Origin of the sequence: Promicromonospora vindobonensis (assembly GCF_042685865.1) — a bacterium.
Taxonomy (GTDB): domain Bacteria; phylum Actinomycetota; class Actinomycetes; order Actinomycetales; family Cellulomonadaceae; genus Promicromonospora; species Promicromonospora vindobonensis.
Window position 1 is genome coordinate 211,801 of record NZ_JBHUOG010000001.1, and the last position, 16,992, is coordinate 228,792.

Annotated in this window: 13 protein-coding genes; 6 read left to right on the forward strand and 7 right to left on the reverse strand. The window is 71.2% G+C overall.

Annotated features, from left to right (window positions below; genetic code table 11):
- The first annotated feature begins 100 nt into the window (after positions 1–100).
- On the forward strand, positions 101–1,042 hold the full coding sequence (locus ACFS27_RS01015) for a LacI family DNA-binding transcriptional regulator (RefSeq protein WP_377179446.1): 942 nt from the start codon (positions 101–103) through the stop codon (positions 1,040–1,042).
- Positions 1,043–1,191: 149 nt separating this feature from the next.
- On the opposite strand, the gene ACFS27_RS01020 is transcribed toward ACFS27_RS01015, so the two are convergent.
- Positions 1,192–1,971, reverse strand: a complete 780-nt coding sequence (locus ACFS27_RS01020) for an SDR family NAD(P)-dependent oxidoreductase (RefSeq protein WP_377179448.1) — start codon at positions 1,969–1,971, stop codon at positions 1,192–1,194.
- Between the two features lie 142 nt (positions 1,972–2,113).
- Here ACFS27_RS01020 and metH point away from each other — a divergent pair, with 142 nt between their 5' ends.
- Positions 2,114–5,641, forward strand: coding sequence for a methionine synthase (gene metH, locus ACFS27_RS01025; protein WP_377183562.1), 3,528 nt, complete (start codon positions 2,114–2,116; stop codon positions 5,639–5,641).
- 104 nt (positions 5,642–5,745) lie between these two features.
- On the opposite strand, the gene ACFS27_RS01030 is transcribed toward metH, so the two are convergent.
- Complete coding sequence (locus ACFS27_RS01030; protein ID WP_377179450.1) at positions 5,746–7,212, reverse strand: transglycosylase family protein; 1,467 nt, start codon at positions 7,210–7,212, stop codon at positions 5,746–5,748.
- Between the two features lie 204 nt (positions 7,213–7,416).
- On the reverse strand, positions 7,417–9,741 hold the full coding sequence (locus tag ACFS27_RS01035) for a rhamnogalacturonan lyase (protein ID WP_377179452.1): 2,325 nt from the start codon (positions 9,739–9,741) through the stop codon (positions 7,417–7,419).
- 533 nt (positions 9,742–10,274) lie between these two features.
- On the opposite strand from ACFS27_RS01035, the gene ACFS27_RS01040 reads away from it, so the two are divergent.
- From ACFS27_RS01040 to ACFS27_RS01055, 4 genes are all read left to right on the forward strand, one after another.
- Entirely contained in the window at positions 10,275–10,769 is a 495-nt protein-coding gene (locus ACFS27_RS01040; protein ID WP_377183564.1) for an aminoacyl-tRNA deacylase, read from the forward strand.
- A 149-nt stretch (positions 10,770–10,918) separates the two neighbouring features.
- A complete protein-coding gene (locus ACFS27_RS01045) occupies positions 10,919–11,752 on the forward strand; it encodes a CPBP family intramembrane glutamic endopeptidase (protein ID WP_377179454.1) in 834 nt (277 codons plus the stop codon).
- Positions 11,749–12,924 carry a sensor histidine kinase gene (locus ACFS27_RS01050; protein WP_377179456.1) on the forward strand — a complete coding sequence of 392 codons (1,176 nt, stop codon included), beginning with the start codon at positions 11,749–11,751 and terminating at the stop codon, positions 12,922–12,924. Before ACFS27_RS01045 ends, ACFS27_RS01050 begins: the two co-directional genes overlap by 4 nt.
- Complete coding sequence (locus ACFS27_RS01055; RefSeq protein WP_377179458.1) at positions 12,921–13,580, forward strand: response regulator; 660 nt, start codon at positions 12,921–12,923, stop codon at positions 13,578–13,580. Before ACFS27_RS01050 ends, ACFS27_RS01055 begins: the two co-directional genes overlap by 4 nt.
- Positions 13,581–13,624: 44 nt before the next feature.
- Here the strand turns inward: ACFS27_RS01055 and ACFS27_RS01060 are convergent, their stop codons facing one another.
- From ACFS27_RS01060 to ACFS27_RS01075, 4 genes are all read right to left on the reverse strand, one after another.
- Positions 13,625–14,614 (reverse strand): alpha/beta fold hydrolase, encoded by a 990-nt coding sequence (locus tag ACFS27_RS01060; protein ID WP_377179460.1) that lies wholly within the window; start codon positions 14,612–14,614, stop codon positions 13,625–13,627.
- A complete protein-coding gene (locus ACFS27_RS01065) occupies positions 14,565–15,239 on the reverse strand; it encodes an NADPH-dependent F420 reductase (RefSeq protein ID WP_377179462.1) in 675 nt (224 codons plus the stop codon). Before ACFS27_RS01065 ends, ACFS27_RS01060 begins: the two co-directional genes overlap by 50 nt.
- A gap of 70 nt (positions 15,240–15,309) precedes the next feature.
- Positions 15,310–16,254, reverse strand: a complete 945-nt coding sequence (locus ACFS27_RS01070; protein WP_377179464.1) for an SDR family oxidoreductase — start codon at positions 16,252–16,254, stop codon at positions 15,310–15,312.
- 89 nt (positions 16,255–16,343) lie between these two features.
- Entirely contained in the window at positions 16,344–16,967 is a 624-nt protein-coding gene (locus tag ACFS27_RS01075; RefSeq protein ID WP_377179466.1) for an NADPH-dependent F420 reductase, read from the reverse strand.
- Positions 16,968–16,992 lie beyond the last annotated feature (25 nt).

The following is a 16,992-nucleotide window of genomic DNA, read 5'->3' on the forward strand; positions in this document are numbered from 1 at the left end:
TCTGGCAATCCCGCGTTAACTTTCTGTTACACCGGCCACGGAACTGGGAGGAAACGGTTGCATGCACGTCTAAAGTAGGCGCACCGACCAAGGAGGAACGTTGTCCACACTGTCCGATGTCGCGGCGGTGGCCGGTGTCTCCAAGGCAACCGCGTCACGAGCTCTGAACGGGCGCGGCCTGGTCGCCCCCGAGACCGCCGGGCGCGTCCTGGCGGCAGCCGCCCGGCTCGGGTTCGTGCCGAACCGGGCGGCGCGGGAGCTCGCCCGTGGCCGCAGCGGCATCATCGCCATCGTGGTCCCGACGCTGGACAACACGTTCTTCACCCCGATCATCGCCGGCGCCCAGGCCCGCGCGGAGGAGGCAGGCTTCCAGCTCACCGTCGCGGTGCACGGCCCGGACGCCCCGGGTGCGTTCGCGCGGCTCGCGAGCCAGGTCGACGGATTCCTCGTCGTCGCGCCGCGCGGCAGCGACACGCTGGTCGTCGGGACGAGCGCGGCCAAGCCCGCCGTCCTTGTCGACCGTGAGATCGACGGCATGACCTCGGTCGTTGCAGACACCGCCGCCGCCTTCGGCACCCTGACCACCTGGCTCGCCACCAAGGGCCACGAGCGGATCGTCTACGTGGGCGGACCAGAGGGGTCCTGGCAGGACCGCCAGCGCACGGCCGCCGTGCAGGACGCCGCACGCCGGGCGGGGGCCGAGCTCACCGTGCTCGGCCCCTGCCCTGCGACGTTCGCCGCGGGCGTCGAGGTGACGGCGGCCGTCGTCGAGACCGGCGCGACCGCCGTCGTGCCGTACGCGACCTCCATCGGCATCGGCCTGCTGCTCGCGCTGGGCACCCGCGGCGTCGAGGTGCCGCGCGACCTGGTGGTGAGCACCGAGCCGAGGGTCATCGAGGCCCTCGGGCTGGAGCACACACCGGCGATCGACGTCGACGGCGAGGAGCTGGGCCGCACGGCGATGGACCTGCTGGCGCGCCAGCTCGACGGGCAGGACGAACCCGGCCGGCAGGTGCGGCTGGCGGTGCCGGTGCGGGGCTAGCCGTCGCGGCACCGGGGAAGGCATATGCGAACGAGGTCTGTTGCTCTGAGTAGACGTTGTCCACTCTCGGCAACCGACCTCCACCGCATGAGGGTTCCCCGACACCCAGCCACGACGGCTGCGACCCGCAGGCTGTGTGCACCGAGGCCTCAGTGGACCGAGAAGCCGCCGTCGACAAAGAGCGAGTGGCCCGTGACGTATCCCGAGGCGGCGCTCGCGAGGAAGACGGCGGCGCCCGCGAAGTCCTCCGGCACGCCGTTGCGGCCCACCGTCGTGCGGGCGGCGAGCGCCTCGACCTTCTCGGTGTCGTCCTGGAGCCGCTGGTTCAGGGGCGTGAGCACGAACCCGGGCACGAGGGTGTTGGCGGTGACGCCGCGCGACGACCACGCCTCGGACTGGGAACGTGCGAGAGACTCGAGCCCGCCCTTGGAGACACCGTAGGCACCGCTGTCGACGAACGACCGGTGCGCCTGCTGGGACGAGATGTGGATGAGCCGGCCGAAGCCGCGCTCCGCCATGCCGGGGGCGAACCGCTGTCCGAGCAGGAAGGGCGCCTCCAGGTTGACGGTCATGGTGACGTCCCAGATCTCCTGGTCGACCTGGCCCAGGTGCGGCCGCAGGTTGATGCCCGCGCTGTTGACGAGGATGTCGGGCTCCCCGGCGGCCGCCACGATCCCGTCGGCGGCGGCGCGGATCCCGTCGCGGGTGGAGAGGTCGGCGACCACGGGCTCGACGGCGCAGCCGCGCTCCCGCAGGTGCGTGGTGACGTCGTCCAGTCGTTCGACGCCGCGCGCCACGAGCACGGTGCGGGCGCCGGCCTGGGCCAGTGCCTCGGCGATGGCCCGTCCGATGCCGGAGCTGCCGCCTGTCACGACGGCGGTGCGACCCTCCAGGGAGAACAGGGCAGCCAGGTAGTCACGCGTTGTCATGGCGGGGACCATACCGACCTCTGGCGACGGCGACGGTACCGACCTCCGGGCAGCCGCCGCGCCGTCGTCGGGTGGGGCTTACGCTGCCCGGGTGACCGCTCTTCCCGCACTCGCCGAACGCTCCGCCGCCCTGCTGGAGGCCATGCGCACTCGTGTGGTCGTGGCCGACGGCGCCATGGGCACCATGATCCAGGCGGCGAACCCGACCCTCGAGGACTATCAGAACCTGGAGGGGTGCAACGAGATCCTCACCGTCTCACGCCCCGACCTCATCGCGGGCGTGCACGACGCATTCCTCGAGGTCGGGGTGGACGCGATCGAGTCGAACACGTTCGGGGCGAACTGGTCGAACCTGTCGGACTACGGCATCGACGACCGCATCCGCGAGCTGGCCCGCGAGGGCGCACGGATCGCCCGCGAGCGTGCCGACGTGTACGCGACGCCGGCGCGGCCGCGCTGGGTGCTGGGTTCCATGGGGCCTGGCACCAAGCTGCCGTCGCTGGGGCACACCACCTATGCGCACCTGCGGGACACGTTCGCGGAGCAGGCAGCCGGTCTGATCGAGGGTGGCGCGGACGCGCTGCTGGTCGAGACGAGCCAGGACCTGCTGCAGGCCAAGGCCGCGGTGACAGGTTGCCGGCAGGCGATGGCCGACGTCGGGCAGCGCGTGGCCGTCATCGTGCAGGTGACCGTCGAGACCACCGGGACCATGCTGATGGGCTCGGAGATCGGCGCGGCGCTGGTGGCGCTGCAGGCGATGAACATCGACGCGATCGGCATGAACTGCGCGACGGGTCCTGAGCAGATGAGCGAGCACCTGCGGCACCTGTCGCAGCACGCCGAGATCCCGGTGACCTGCATGCCCAACGCGGGCCTGCCCGTGCTGGGGGCGAACGGTGCCTCCTACCCGCTGACACCGCAGGAGCTGGCCGCCGCGCACACACAGTTCGCGCGTGAGTTCGGGCTGGGCCTGGTGGGCGGCTGCTGCGGCACGACGCCGGAGCACCTGCGGGCCGTGGTCGAGGCAGTGGGTGGCGCGCCGGTCGGGCAGCGCGAGCCGGTGCGTGAGAACGCCGTCGCCTCGCTGTACTCCGCGACCGACCTGCGCCAGGAGACGAGCTTCCTGGCGATCGGCGAGCGCACCAACGCGAACGGTTCCAAGGCCTTCCGCGAGGCGCTGCTGGAGAGCCGCTGGGACGACATCGTCGACATCGCCCGCGCGCAGACCCGTGACGGCGCGCACCTGCTGGACGTGTGCGTCGACTACGTGGGGCGCGACGGCGTCGAGGACGTGCGCGCGGTGGTCTCGCGGCTGGCGTCTGCGTCCACGCTCCCGCTCGTGATCGACTCCACGGAGCCGGCGGTCATCCGCGCGGGTCTGGAGCTGCTGGGCGGGCGCGGCGTGGTGAACTCGGTGAACTTCGAGGACGGCGAGGGGCCGACGTCACGGTTCGGGCGCATCATGCCTGCGGTCATGGAACACGGCGCCGCCGTCGTCGCGCTGACGATCGACGAGGAGGGCCAGGCACGCACCGCCGACCACAAGGTCGCCATCGCGTCCCGGCTGATCGACACCCTGGTGGGCGAGTGGGGCATGCGCGTGGACGACATCATCGTCGACGCCCTGACGTTCCCCATCGCCACGGGCCAGGAGGAGACGCGGCGCGACGCCATCGAGACCATCGAGGCGATCCGAGAGATCACGCGCAAGTACCCCGGCGTGCACACGACCCTCGGCGTCTCGAACGTGTCCTTCGGCCTCAACCCGGCGGCGCGCGCCGTGCTGAACTCGGTGTTCCTGCACGAGGCGACCGCTGCGGGCCTGGACTCGGCGATCGTGCACGCGGCCAAGATCCTGCCGCTGGCCTCGATCCCGGACGAGCAGCGGCAGACGGCGCTCGACCTGGTGTGGGACAAGCGGGAGTGGGACGCAGAGGGCAACCTGACGTACGACCCGCTCTCGAAGCTGCTCGACCTGTTCGAGGGCGTGGACGCCGGGGCGATCCGGGACGCGCGGGCCGCGGAGCTCGCCGGGCTGCCCGTCGGCGAGCGGCTGGCGCGCCGCATCATCGACGGGGCCCGCAAGGGCCTGGAGCCGGACCTCGAGGAGGCGCTGGGCGCCGGGATGAAGGCGCTCGACATCGTCAACGACCACCTGCTGGAGGGCATGAAGGTGGTGGGCGAGCTGTTCGGCAAGGGCGAGATGCAGCTGCCGTTCGTGCTGCAGTCGGCGGAGGTCATGAAGGCTGCTGTCGCGCTGCTGGAGCCGCACATGGAGAAGGTCGAGGGCGACCAGACCAAGGGGACCATCGTCCTGGCCACGGTGCGCGGCGACGTCCACGACATCGGCAAGAACCTCGTGGACATCATCCTCACCAACAACGGCTACAAGGTGGTGAACATCGGCATCAAGCAGCCGGTGAGCGCCATGATCGACGCCGCGCTGGAGCACGACGCCGACGTGATCGGCATGTCGGGGCTGCTGGTGAAGTCGACGGTGGTCATGAAGGAGAACCTGGCAGAGCTGGCCTCCCGGGGATACGACAAGCGCTGGCCGGTGCTGCTGGGCGGGGCCGCGCTCACCCGGACGTACGTCGAGGACGACCTGGCCGGGCAGTTCCCCGGCGTGGTGCGGTACGCGAAGGACGCGTTCGAGGGGCTTCGGCTGATGGAGCCGCTGGTGCGGGTCGCACGCGGGGCCTCCCCCGACGACGTCGGGCTGCCGGCGCTGAAGAAGCGGCGGCACGCGGTGGTGACGGTGACGCAGACGGCGGAGGAGGACCTGCCGGAGCGGTCGGACGTCGCTGCCGACAACCCGGTGCCGGAGCCGCCGTTCTGGGGAACGCGGATCGTGAAGGGCGTGCAGCTGTCCGAGTACGCCGCGTTCCTGGACGAGCGGGCAACGTTCATGGGGCAGTGGGGGCTCAAGCCCGGGCGGTCCTCGGACGGTGCTTCCTATGAAGAGCTCGTCGAGACCGAGGGTCGCCCGCGGCTCGCGGAGTGGATGGACCGCATCCTGACCGACCAGATCATGGACCCGACGGTGGTGTACGGGTACTTCCCGGTGTGGTCGGAGGGGAACGACGTCGTCGTCGCGCACCACGGCGACCTCGCCGGCATCGGGGCACCCGACGGCGGCTCCGGTGGTGCTGCCGGGACGGAACGGCTGCGGTTCCGCTTCCCGCGGCAGCGTCGGGACCGGCACCTCTGCCTTGCTGACTTCGTGCGGCCTCGGTCGTGGGTCGAGGAGACCGGGCGGTTCGACGTGATGCCGGTGCAGCTCGTGACCGTCGGGGACTCGGTGTCCGCGCACACCGCGAAGCTCTTCGAGGCGAACAAGTACCGGGAGTACATGGAGCTGCACGGGCTCTCCGTCCAGCTGACCGAGGCGCTGGCCGAGTTCTGGCATGCGCGGGTGCGGTCGGAGCTCGGGTTCGCCTCGGAGGAACCCGCCACCGTGGAGGGGATGTTCAAGCTGGAGTACCGGGGGGCGCGGATGTCGCTCGGGTACCCGGCGTGCCCCGACATGGAGGACCGGCACAAGGTGGTGGAGCTGCTGCGGCCGGAGCGGGTCGGGGTGACTCTGTCGGACGAGCTGCAGCTGCACCCGGAGCAGTCGACGGATGCGTTCGTCTTTCATCACCCGGAGGCGAAGTACTTCTCCGTGTGACTTCTGGGGACGATGGCCGTCTGCCGCCCATCAGACTGCCTCCGGTCGTGTCAGACGCACGGGTCACCCCAGTGACGTGGGCGTCTGACACGACCGGAGGCGGGTCAGTACAGGCCGAGCGATGCGGCGCAGGCGGGCCACTGGCCCCAGCCGGACTGCTGCTGAAGCGCCTGAGCGCGCATCGTCTGCTCGGCGGCGGAGGCATCAGAGGGAAGGCCGGAGCCGCCCATCGCCTCCCAGGTGGGCAGGGAGAACTGGTAGAGCCCGTAGTAGCCGTTACCGGTGTTGGTGGTCGGGTCACCGCCCGACTCGCACTCCGCGAGGGCGGCCCAGACGCCGCTGGTCGCGGCCGCCGGGGCATCCGGCTCCGGAGCGGGCTCCTCGGCCTCCCGTGGTTCTGGTGCCGGTTCCGGTTCCTGTGCCGCTTCCGGCTCCGGTTCGGGCTCGGGCTCGGGCTCGGGGCGCGGCTTGGTGCCGTACATGGTCACCTCGTCGACCGGCTTGCGCTCGACCGTCGAGGACAGCTTGTCCCTGTCCACGACCTTGCCGTCGACCCGGGTGACGTCCCACTCCGTCACACGCTTGCCCGCCTCGCCCTCGGTGGCCAGGTAGGGGTCGAGATCCTCGAAGCGGTCCGGGTCCTCGGCCGTGACCCGGTCGAACGGCAGCCGGGTCACGGTCCGTTCGATCGAGGTCTCGACCTGTTCGACGACGACGGTGACCGTCGCCGCTCCCGGGGTGATCGCCGGCGCGTCCGAGCCGGCCGCCAGTGCGCGCTCGACGGTGACCCTGTCGTCCGCGTCGACCGTGACGTCGTTCTCGGCGAGCAGGTCGTCGAGCGCCGCGGCACCGTCGGCCACTTGCTGCGTCTTCCCGCCGACCACCAGGTTCACCGGGCTGTCGGCGTCGAGCCGCATGGGGAGCGTCACCCGGCCACCGGAGCGGGACGGGACCAGGGCCACGTCGCCGGCCCGCTCGGAGAGCGTGGCGAGCGCCTGGTCGGCGTCGAGCGCGGCGACCCAGGCGGTCCGACGCTCGCCGTCCGCCTGGAGGGTGACCTGATGGCCGTAGCGGACGACGACCATGCCGCCGTCCCGTAGGGAGCCGTCGATGCCGGGCGTCACGGCGTCCCGGTTCGTGACCTCGACGCCCTCGTCGACCAGGAGGCCGGCGACGTCGCCCTGGAGGGTCTCGACGGTCGTGACCTTGCCGTCCACGTCGAGCGTGACGCTCTTGTGGGCGGAGGCATATGCGGTGATGCCGCCGGCACCGACCACTGCGACGGCGGCGGCCCCCGCGAGGAAGGCGGCCCTGCGACGGCGCCGGGGCGGGGCGGGCGGCGGAGGTGGGTGTGGACCGGCCGCGGCTGCGGCCGTCGGGGCGACCGCTGCGGGCGGTGCGCCGGATGGAGGGCCGGCCTGGGGGCCGGTTGCGGCTGTCTCTGCCGCGGAGGAGGCCTCGTCCGCCGACGACGGTGGGCCGAAGAGCTCGGTGATGCCGACGCTGCCGTCGACCTCAGGGTTGATGGGCTGATCACTGGGGGTGCCCTGAGCCGGGTGGGGAGATGTCACGCGGGTCCAGTCCTGGCAAGTTCCGGGCACGGGGGCCGGGGCGACACGATTCTCACGTGCCTCCCGCGCTGGGCGCGGGCCCGGCCAGCCGATCCGGCGGTCTCAGCGACCGTAACCCTGCCGTTATCAAATGCAAGCCTTTTCGGCAATCAGCCCTGCAAAAAGCCTGGAACATTTGGCAATATCCCAAATGTTCCAGGCCACCTACTCCCGCGGGAGCGGAACCTGCGACCAGTCGGTATCGGAGGCCAGGTAGAAACCCGGGTGCGAGGGCTGGTTGTAGGTGGTCTGCTGCCGGGCGACCTCGACCCGGTACTGCGGATCGTGCAGCAGGGTGTACATCTTGATGTCGCTCACCTCGGTGGAGAGGTACAGCCGGAGCGCCGACGAGTCCTCGGTGCGCACCAGCAGCTCCTCGCGCCAGTCGCCGAGCACGTCCGCCACCAGCGAGGGGTTGCCCTTCCAGTAGTTGTTGGTGCGCGTGCCCTCTGCGGTCAGCACGGTGCCGCGTGACCAGTCCTCGATGGTCGGCGTCTCCTCGCGGTCGCCGCTCACGACCTGTGTCGTGCCGTCGCCGGCCCAGCGGATGCTCTGGTTGAGGCCCGGGCCGGACTCCTCGAGCGCTCGGCCTGTCGCGCTGAGCAAGCCGGCCGCCTGCGGACGGTCGTCGCCCGCCTGACCGCTGTACCAGACCTCGAGGCCGGGGACGTCGGGACGCACGTCGCCGACCAGCGAGCGACCGGTGTCGACGCCGGTGTACTCGCCGAACAGCACCTCTCCCGTGGCGGCGTCCCGCATGGCTGCCCCGTAGGGAACTCCGGTTCCGCCCTCATGGCACGTCCAGATCTCCAGCCCGGGGCGCGCGGGGTCGATGTCGGCGACGTGCATGGCGTCGCCGTGCCCGAGACCCTTCACCGCGCCGGGGTCGGCGGATCCTTCGGGCAACGTGTCGGACGACGAGTACAGCAGCGTGCCGTCGTCGTCGAGCGTGGCCGCGCCGTAGACGATCTCCTGCTTGCCGTCGGCGTCGACGTCCGCGGCCGAGAGCGAGTGGAACCCCTGGCCCCACAGCCGCGTGAGCTCGTTGTCGGGATCGGGCTGCACGCCCTTGTTGGCCCCGTCGTCGAACGGGTTGTTCATCGGCCGGAACCCGGAGTCCGCCGTCCACCGGGTAGAGATCCGTCGGCCGTCCCACTCGTAGGCGACGATCGCGGCACGCGTGTAGTAGCCGCGCGCGAAGATCGCCGACGGGTGCTCTCCGTCCAGGTAGGCGACACCCGAGAGGAACCGGTCCACCCGGTTGCCGGGCTCGACCCGCGACCACTCGTAGTCGCCCCACCGGAGGCCGTCGTCCGTACGGCCGGGCTCGTAGTCCACCGTGTCCAGCGGGCGGCCGGAGCCGCCGTCGAAGACCGTGAGGTACTCCGGTCCGGTGAGGACGAAACCTTCGAAGGTACGAAGGTCGTTGCGGTCCGACCGGGTGGGCGCCCACTCGTCGATGTAGTAGTCCGCCAGCGCACCGGCGTCGTCCGCGGACAGCGGGTAGTCGTACCGCGGCTCGATACCGAACGCCTCCTCCAGCGTGGCCGGCCACTGGCCGCTGCGGACCTCCGGTTCGTCGCTCCAGCCCTGGAACAGCTTCACCAGATGGTCGGCGTAGTCGGCCGCGCTCCAGCGGTAGTCGTCCTGGTTCGTGACGCCGGCCTTGCGGTCACGCTTCGAGATCGGCACGTATCGCTCCGCGGCCGGCCTCCCGTCCCGGTACGTCGTCACCCTGGTCCCGGGCGCGGTCTTCACCATGAGCTCCGCTTGCCCGTCGCTGTCGAAGTCGTACACGGGGAACTGGGTGTAGTGCGCCCCCGAGCGCACGTTGACGCCCATGTCGATGCGCCACAGCTGGGTGCCGTCGAGCTTGTAGGCGTCCAGGTAGGTGTTGCCGGTGTAGCCCTTCTGCGACACGTCCTTGGAGTTCGACGGATCCCACTTGAGCACGATCTCGAGCTCCCCGTCGCCGTCCAGGTCGGCGACCGAGGCGTCGTTCGCGGAGTAGGTGTAGCTCTCCCCCGTCGGCGTGACGCCGTCGGCCGGCTTGTTCAGCGGGATGTCGAGGTGCCCGTCCGCCCACGCGGTGACGGGCGCGCTGGACCGGCCGGCTCGGCCGTCGGTCACGGGCGCGACGGCGTAGCGGACGCCGGCACCGTCCGCCGCGGTGTCGGTGTCGGTGTCCAGGTAGTTCGTCGAGTCCGTGACAGTGGCGATCCGTTTGCCGTCGCGGTAGACGGCGAAGTCGGGACCGGCCATCCCGGTGTCCGTGTGGCCGGTGACCTCACCACCGAGCAGGCGCCAGGACAGGAGCACGCCCTCGCTGGTGCGTGCGGCCACGAGACCGCGGTCCAGATCTTCGAGCTGTGCGCTGCCGGATGCCGGGGCACCCTGCGGCTCGACGGCGGTCGCCGTCGAGCCCGTGGCGGTCAGCAGCCCCGCCATGACGGCGGCCACCGCACAGGTTGTCGCTCTGTTCGTTCTCATTCGCTCGTTCCCTCCATGCGCCGTTGCACGTGTGGTCGTTCGCGAGGCGTCGCCCCCCGGTCGGGGCCAGGCCGAGACGGCCAGGCGAGCGCCAGGCCGGAGTGCTGTCGGGACGCCGCGGTCCGGCGCATCCCGACGCCGACGACCGCGAGCACAGACAGGCGACCCACGGCGACTCGGCTGAATCGATACAACACCAATCGGTAAGCGTTGTCCACCCCTCCGCGCGAACGTCGACCAGCTGGTCAGGCCGGGCCGGCGTCGTCCGACGGAGCCTGGGTCTGCGCGGAGGGCTGCGCTGGGACGCGGACCAGCAAGGCCTGCGGGCGCAGCCCGATTCTGGCGGCGGCCCAGTGGGGCGCAGGAGGACGACGTCGAGGAAGCGTAGGCGAGCCAGCCGGACGGCGCGGCTTCGCACCGCTCGCGGACAGCTGGGTCGTGCGGGTTTGCTTTGTGCTCCGGAGGCCCGCGGGCTATTGTCCAACGCGTGCGGAGGGTCACATACCTGCGTGCTCAAGCCCGAGAGGTGGAGAATGAGCGACGCAGATCGTGTGATGGACGGCGCGGAGCGGTTCGAGGCAGACGCGGCCGCGCGCGGACTCGACGTTGAGATCGTCGAGCATCTGGAGGCGCAGAATCTCGCAGAGGTAGCCGAGCAGCTCAGCATCCAGCCCGGCGACATCGTGAAGTCGCTTGTCGTGAAGCGGCACGATGGAACCTTCCTGTTCGCGCTGATCCCCGGCGGTCGCCAGATCTCGTGGCCGAAGCTCCGCGCGGCGGTCGGCGTCAACAAGCTGCGTATATCCGACGATGGGATGGCCCTCGCCGCGACGGGCTACCGGCGCGGCGTCACGCCGATCGGGTCGACCACGGCCTGGCCGGTCGTCGCCGACGAGCGAATAGTCGGCCGCCGTATCGCCGTGGGTACGGGGACGGGCGGGCGAGTCGCCTTCGTCGACGCGGATGCCCTGGTCGCCGCCTATGGTGCGGCTGTCACCGACATCAGCGCTGAGGAATCGCCTCACTGAGCTCCGCGCCGGGCGGCGCAGCCCAGCATGTCCCCCGTGCGAGCTACCTGCGAATGTCCACCGTGCGGTGACTACGGCGAGCCGCTGGATCCATACCGTTTGGGGTAACCCGCAGCGCTCCAGCCGCGGAATCTCACATCGGAGTCATCGTGCGTCTGGTATGGCAGCTCTTGGCGGTCGCGGCGGTCTGGATCCTCGGCAATCTGGGCACGGCTGCGGCGAAGGACAACCCCTGGCTGGCGCTCGTCGCCGGCCTCCTGACCGCCGTCGTCGGAATCTTGGTCTACGGCTGGGTGGTGCGGCGAACCGAGCACCGGGCCCCCGTCGAGGTGTCGCTGAAGGGAGCAGGCGCCGGGATCAGCTGGGGCACGCTGCTCGGCATCGCGCTGTTCGGGGCAGTCATCGCGATCATCGCCTTCTTCGGTGACTACACGATCAACGGCCTGGGCACGCCGGCGAGCGCCGTCACCCTGCTCGGTGTCATGGCGGGTGCCGCCGTGGCCGAGGAGCTGGTCTTCCGCGGTGTCCTGTTCCGGCACGTCGAACGCTGGACCGGAACCTGGATCGCGCTCGCGCTGACCGGCTCGCTGTTCGGCCTGATCCACCTGCTCAACCCGAATGCCACCCTGTGGGGTGGCGTCGCTATCGCCATCGAGGCAGGCGGCATGCTGACCGCCGCGTACATCGCCACCCGCAAGCTGTGGGTGCCGATCGGTCTGCACTTCGGCTGGAACATCGCCGCGAGCGCCATCTTCAGCACCGAGGTGTCCGGCAGCAACACCGCGCAGGGCCTGCTGGACGCGACGATGTCGGGTCCCGCGCTGGTCACGGGCGGCGACTTCGGACCGGAGGGCAGCATCTACGCGGTGGTGTTCGGCGTGCTGGCCACCGGCGTGTTCATGTGGCTGGCCTACCGGCGTGGTCACGTGGTCCCCCTCCGTCGCTCGGCCCGGGCGGACGTCGCCGCTAGGCTCTCCCGGTGATCGATCTCGGGCGGGTCCTGGACCGGTGGCGGCAGCTCGACGTCACGGTCCGGGACCTGCCGCTCGTGCTGCTGCCGGCGGTCGCGTCCTTCGTGCCGGCGTTCCACGGGGTGGGGACGGAGGTCGGCGCGCTGCCGACCCGTCCCTTCGATGCGCTGGCCGTCGCGGCGATCGTCCTCCAGTGCTTCCCGCTCGCAGTTCGCCGGCGGTGGCCGGCCGCCTGCCTCGTCCTGGTGTTTCTCGGCTTCGCCCTCGACCAGCTGCGCGGCTACCACACGCTCGCGGGCACCGGGCTCGCTATCGCACTGCTGAGCGCGGGTGCCTACCTGGAACGCCGTCGCCGCACGGTCGCGATCCTGCTCTCTGGCGCCTACGTGGTGCTGGCGCTCGCGCTCGACCTGGTCGGCGGGACCGAGCGGGCGGACGGGTACCTGACGTTCTACCTGACGCTGGTCCTCGTGTGGGCAGTCGGCTCGTGGCTGCGCTCCACCCGGGCCGCGGAGGCCGAACGGCGCCTCCGGGTCGCGGAGGACTCCCGCACCGCGGAACGCACGCGGATCGCGCGCGAGCTGCACGACGTGGTGACCCACCATGTGACGGCGATGGTGGTGCAGACGGAGGCTGCCCGGTACCTGACAGGCGCCCCCGACCGTCTCGACGAGACGCTGGACGCGGTCGCGGACACGGGCCGGCGGGCGATCGGCGACCTCCGGAACCTCCTCGACCTGCTCGACCCGGGCCACGACGGCGCCGCCCGGACGCCGTCCCTCCGGGAGCTGCGCACGCTCGTCGAGCAGACCCGCCGGGCCGGGCAGCCGGTCGAGCTCACCGAGGAGGGCACACCGTCGGAGTCGGCGGGGAGCGCCGAGCTGGTCGCCCACCGCGTGGTGCAGGAGGCTCTGACGAACGCTCTCAAGCACGCACACGGCAGCCCGACGGCGGTCGGCGTGCGCTACGACGACAGGGAGATCACCGTGGAGATCAGCACCGCAGGGACCGGACCAGAGCAGGCCCTCGTCGGCGCCCGCCCGCGCTCTCCTGGCGGGAGCGGCCGGGGGCTCGTCGGGCTCCGCGAACGGGTGGACGCGCTGGGCGGCGAGTTCGACGCGGACCGCGGGGCCGACGGCGCCTTCGTCGTCCGGGCGCGCATCCCAACCGGGAGCCGGGCATGAGTGCGCCGATCCGGGTCCTGGTGTGCGACGACCAGGCACTGATCCGCACCGGGTTCGCGACGATCATCGACGCCCAGCCCGACCTCGCGGTGGTCGGCGAGTGTGGGGACGGGCGGGCTGCCGTCGACCTCGCCGCACGGCTGAACCCCGACGTCGTGGTGATGGACGTCCGGATGCCCGTGCTCGACGGCATCGAGGCGACCCGCCTGCTCGCCGGCGCCGGGGTGGCGCACCCCGTCAAGGTGCTCGTGGTGACGACGTTCAACCTCGACGAGTACGTCTACGAGGCGCTGCGGGCGGGGGCCAGCGGGTTCCTCCTCAAGGACGCCCCGGCGGCGCAGCTGCTGCACGGCATCCGCACGGTCGCGAGCGGGGCGGCGCTGCTGGCACCCGAGGTGACCCGGAAGCTCGTCGGCAGGTACGCGGCCCGGATCCGCCCCGCCGAGGGTGCGGCCACCGACACCGCTCTGACGCCGCGCGAGCTCGAGGTGCTGCGGCTCATCGCCACCGGCCTGTCGAACGGCGAGATCGCCGCGACCCTGGTGATCAGCCAGGAGACCGTCAAGACGTACGTGTCGCGCCTCCTGGCCAAGCTCGGCCTGCGGGACCGCGTGCAGGCGGTGGTCCACGCCTACCGCAGCGGGCTGGTGACCTGAGGACTGCGCACGGCGGCGGCCCTCCGACTGCTGCAGGGTCGGTCTCAGCGCAGCCGACGGAAGAACTCGGTGATGTCGGCGGCGAGCAGCTCGGGCTCTTCGTGGGCGGCGAAGTGTCCGCCGCGTGGCACCGGCGTGTACCGGGTGATGTTGTAGGTGCGTTCGGCCCAGGAGCGCGGGGGCTGGGTGAGGTCGGCGGGGAAGACAGCGACGCCGGTCGGTACCTCGACCTTCTCGACGCGCCGGGTCAGCCCGCGGGCGTACTCGTAGTAGGGCCGGAACGACGTCGAGATCGTGCCCGTGAACCAGTACAGGGACGCCTGGGTGAGGACGAGGTCGTCGGTGAACCGGGACGACAGGTCGCCGCCTGAGTCGCTCCAGGCGCGGTACTTCTCGACGATCCAGGCCAGCAGGCCGGTCGGAGAGTCGGACAGCGCGTGGGCCAGGGTGAGCGGGCGGGTGTTCTGCAGGTGCTGGTAACCGCCCTCCTCCGCGCTCCAGGTGGCGACCTGGTCGAGGTAGGCCTGTTCGTCCGGGGTGATGCTCGCGGCGTCGTAGTCCCGGGGTGCGGCGACGGCGAGCAGGTGGATGCCGGCCAGCGACTCCGGGTAGGCCTCACCCAGGCGCGAGGTGATCCCCGCGCCCAGGTCGCCGCCGTGGGCGGCGTACCGGTCGAAGCCGAGCTCGTCCCGCATGAGCCGGTGCCAGATCTCGTGCGTCTGGAGCGTCGGCGGGAGGGTCGGCCGCTGCGGTGAGAACGTGTAGCCGGGTAGCGAGGGAACGATGACCGTGAACGCGTCGGACGCGTCGCCGCCGTGCTTCGACGGTTCCGCGAGGCGCCGGGCGAGGTCGGTGAGCTCCAGGAAGGTGCTGGGCCAGCCGTGGGTCAGCACGATCGGCAGGGCGCCGGGTCGCTCGCCGTCGAACCGGAGGTAGTGGACGGGGCCACGACACGGCCAGGGCCATACCGCGGCCCGCGCCAACTTACGGTCGTCTCGTTGCGGCGGCCAGTGCCGCGCGAATGGCGTCCGCACCGGCCGGCTGGCCCTTCCCGTTCGAGGCCGGCCCGTAGGGGGTCCCCCACACCGGCGTGCCCGTCGACTGCCGCCAGCTGTCGGCCAGCGTGCCCGCGTCCACGACGCTGTACCCGACGGAGTCGATGAATGCGGTCACCGTCGCCTTCGCGGGTGCGGAGTCCCCGGCGATCGGCAGGTACGAGCGGTCGGCCGCACCCGCCGGGCGGGCGAGTGAGAGGAGGTGCTTGAAATAGATGGTGTTGAACGCCTTCACGACCCCGGCGTCCGGGATGTACCGCAGCAGCAGACCGCTCGAGGTGAGCGACGCGTCGTCGAGCTCGGGGATCTGCCCGTCACGTTCGGGGCCGTAGTTGGACGTGTCGATAACCGCCTTCCCCGCCAGCGGCGCGACGGGGACGTCGGCGAACGCCGTGACCGGGATCGAGACCACGACGATGTCACCCGCCGCCGCGGCTTCCTCGCGCGTCCCCGCGGAGGCCAGCGGCCCCAGTTCCGCGACCGTGCCCGCGAGCGTCTCGGGGCCGCGCGAGTTGCTGAGCACGACCTGGTGGCCGGCCGCGACGGCGAGCCGCGCGATGTTGCCGCCGAGGTTCCCGCTTCCGATGAAACCTATGGTCGTCATGTTCTTCGTGTCCCTTTCAGTAGGGCCTAGTCCTTGTCATGCCGGACTCGTTGCTGTGGGGTTACTGCTGTCAGGTGGCAGGGAAGTAGTGACCGTTGTCCAGATCGTCGAGGAGGCGGGGCTGAGCCGGCTCCCAGCCGAGGGTGCGGCGGGTGATGAGGTTGGACGTCGGGTAGCTCTGCGTGGCGACGTTCGTGAGGAACCCGAAGTACCCCGGCAGCATCAGCTCGTCCAGGGGGACGCTCACGGCGGGCACACCCAGGCGGCTGCCGATGGCCTCGGCGATCTCGCGGAACGGGATGCCTCCGTCCTCGACCGCGTGCCAGTAGCTGCCGGCCGGGCCCTTCTCCAGCGCCAGCCGGAACAAGGAGGCGGCGTCACGGGCGTGCACGGCGTTCCACCGGTTCTCACCGTCTCCGGGGTAGCCGGCGAAGCCCCTCTCCTTCGCGAGCGCGATCAGGCTGGGGAGGAAGCCTGCCTGGTCGGTGGTGCTGTGCGCGATGTTGGCGATCCGCACGACGGAGGATCGCACCCCCCGCTCGGCGAGGCCGATGACCGCAGTCTCTACGACATTGCGGGCCCGGAGGGTGCCCTTGTGCTCGTCGCCGACGGGAAGGGCCGGGTCGTCCTCGGTACCCGGCCGGCCCAGGTCGCTCCCGGTCCCGGGCGAGCCGATGCTCCCCGCCGCGACCAGGGGCTTTCCGGTTCCCGCGAGAGCCTCGCCGTACGCGAGCATGATCGGGAGCTCTGCGGCGGCCACGGCGGCCACCCCGCCGGACGGGAGCAGGTCCTGCCGGTGCGCGACGTGGATGACGCCGTCCGAGTCTGCGGCCGCCTCCTTGAGCCCGTCGAGGTCCTGGAGGTCGCCGCGGCGGACCTTCGCGCCGAGCGCGGAGAGCGCCGCCGCGGCGGTGTCCGACCGGGCCAGGCCGGTGACCTCGTGTCCGGCGGTGACGAGCTCTGGAATGATGTACGAACCGGAATGGCCGGTCCCGCCAGTGACGAAGACGCGCACGGTACTACTCCTTGTGAGTGGTGCGGGGTGAGTGGTGCGGGGTGAGTGGTGCGGGGTGAGTGGTGCGGGGTGAGTGGTGCGGGGTTGGCTCAGCGGGGGAAGTCGACGCCGAGGGCGACGTCGAAGGTTCCCGCGCCGTTCCGGGCCAGGCCCATCAGCAGCGGCCCGACCCCTTCCAGCCAGCGAGCCATCTCCAGGCCCCCGACATCGAGGGGACGCAGCCCGAGGCTCTCGATGAACACCGACACGCTCGCCTTGGCGCCCGCGTCGTCTCCGGCGAAGAAGACGTCCAACGGACGCTCCTGGACCAGCACGTGGCCGAAGACGGTGTTGAACGCCTTCACGACGTACGCGCTCGCCGGAGCAGCCTTGGCGATCTCCTGCGCACCGGACGTGCCATCAGGAGTGAGCACCCCGGTAGCGTCGGCGTTGAAGGTGTTGGAGATGTCGATGATGACCTTGCCGGCCAAGGCATCCCCATACTGGGTGACGACCGGCACGGCGCTGGTGTACGGCACGGCGAGGACGACGAGGTCGCCCAGTGGGACGGTGCCGAAGGTCCCTGCCGTGGCCCCCGCACCGAGCTCGGCGGCCAGGCCCTTGGCCTTGGCCGGGTCACGGCCGATGAGCTCGACGGAGTGCCCGCCTGTGACCGCGCGGGAGGCGATGGCGTGGGCCATGCCCCCGAGGCCGATGAAGCTGATGCTGCTCATGGTGAGTGCTCTCTTTCTTGGTGAT